The organism is Vibrio caribbeanicus ATCC BAA-2122 (assembly GCF_000165125.1).
GTDB classification, from domain to species: domain Bacteria; phylum Pseudomonadota; class Gammaproteobacteria; order Enterobacterales; family Vibrionaceae; genus Vibrio; species Vibrio caribbeanicus.
This window is the reverse complement of record NZ_AEIU01000044.1, coordinates 1-494: the sequence shown is the minus strand read 5'-3', so window position 1 is coordinate 494 and position 494 is coordinate 1. Positions and strand designations below refer to the sequence as shown.

1 protein-coding gene is annotated in these 494 nt (G+C 44.1%); it reads left to right on the top strand.

The window, feature by feature from the left end; genetic code table 11:
- Positions 1-494: BspA family leucine-rich repeat surface protein (locus RH40_RS03870; RefSeq protein ID WP_009600040.1), on the top strand; the 494-nt coding region annotated here is incomplete at both ends.

Here is a 494-nt window from a genome sequence, read left to right as displayed (position 1 = left end):
AAGGTGCCGCCAGCTTTAATCAACCCATAGGGAATTGGGATACCTCCATAGTATCGGATATGGCAGGAATGTTTGAAGGTGCCGCCAGCTTTAACCAACCCATAGGGAATTGGGATACCTCCATAGTATGGAGAATGAAAGAGATGTTTTCAGGTGCCGAAGCCTTTAACCAGCCCATCGGGAACTGGGATACTTCCAACGTATTGGATATGAAGGGGATGTTTACGGGCGCTGATAGTTTTGACCAAGAATTGAGTCAATGGAAAATTGGTCAATTAAGGGACAACACCATGGTTTGTAATAACGCAATCGGCATGCACTATACCTATCAAGGATACACTTATCTTGTCGTTGACGGTTATAGCATTAAAGACCAAGCCCTACTCGATAAACTGGAACAAGGTCAAATCCGCTTTTGTACCTCTCATGTGACTAATATGGATAGCCTCTTTAAAGGTCGGGAGCACTTTAATGCCGATATCAACGAGTGGTGT